A 439-nucleotide genomic window follows, 5' to 3' on the forward strand; every position below is an offset into this window, starting at 1 on the left:
GATCCATGCCTCGCGCGCGCAGTTGCTCGATGAGAGCCTGATAGCGCTGCTGTTCTTCTTGCAGTTGCGCCTCTGCTTGTTCGGCGCGTTGAGACGCTTGTTCGGCGCGTTGGCGCTCTTGTTCGGCGCGTTGGCGCTCTTGTTCGGCGCGCTGGCGCTCTTGTTCTTTGAGCTGGTTGAGTTCTACAAAGGTGAGGAAGCGATCGCCAGGTGGGGTATAAATTTCCAGGGTGTCGGGTTTCAGTTCAAAGCGGATTCCCAGTCGCGGACTCACCCAGCCATTCATCTCGTCAAGTGCCTGCAAGCCTTCTGGGGCACGCAAGAATCCCTGAAATTCTATATTTTGGGGGTCGTAGATATAGTATTCTTCCACGCCATAGCGATTGTAGAACAACAGTTTTTTGCTCATCTCTTTCAGTCGGTTTCCGGGAGATAAGAT

At 53.5% G+C, this 439-nt stretch carries 1 pseudogene; it reads right to left on the reverse strand.

What is annotated here, in order from left to right:
- Nucleotides 1-409 (reverse strand): annotated as a pseudogene (locus tag AC0QH1_RS00465) (Uma2 family endonuclease); the annotation flags it as partial.
- Between the last annotated feature and the right edge of the window lie 30 nt (nucleotides 410-439).

This window comes from Phormidium sp. CCY1219, assembly GCF_055795085.1.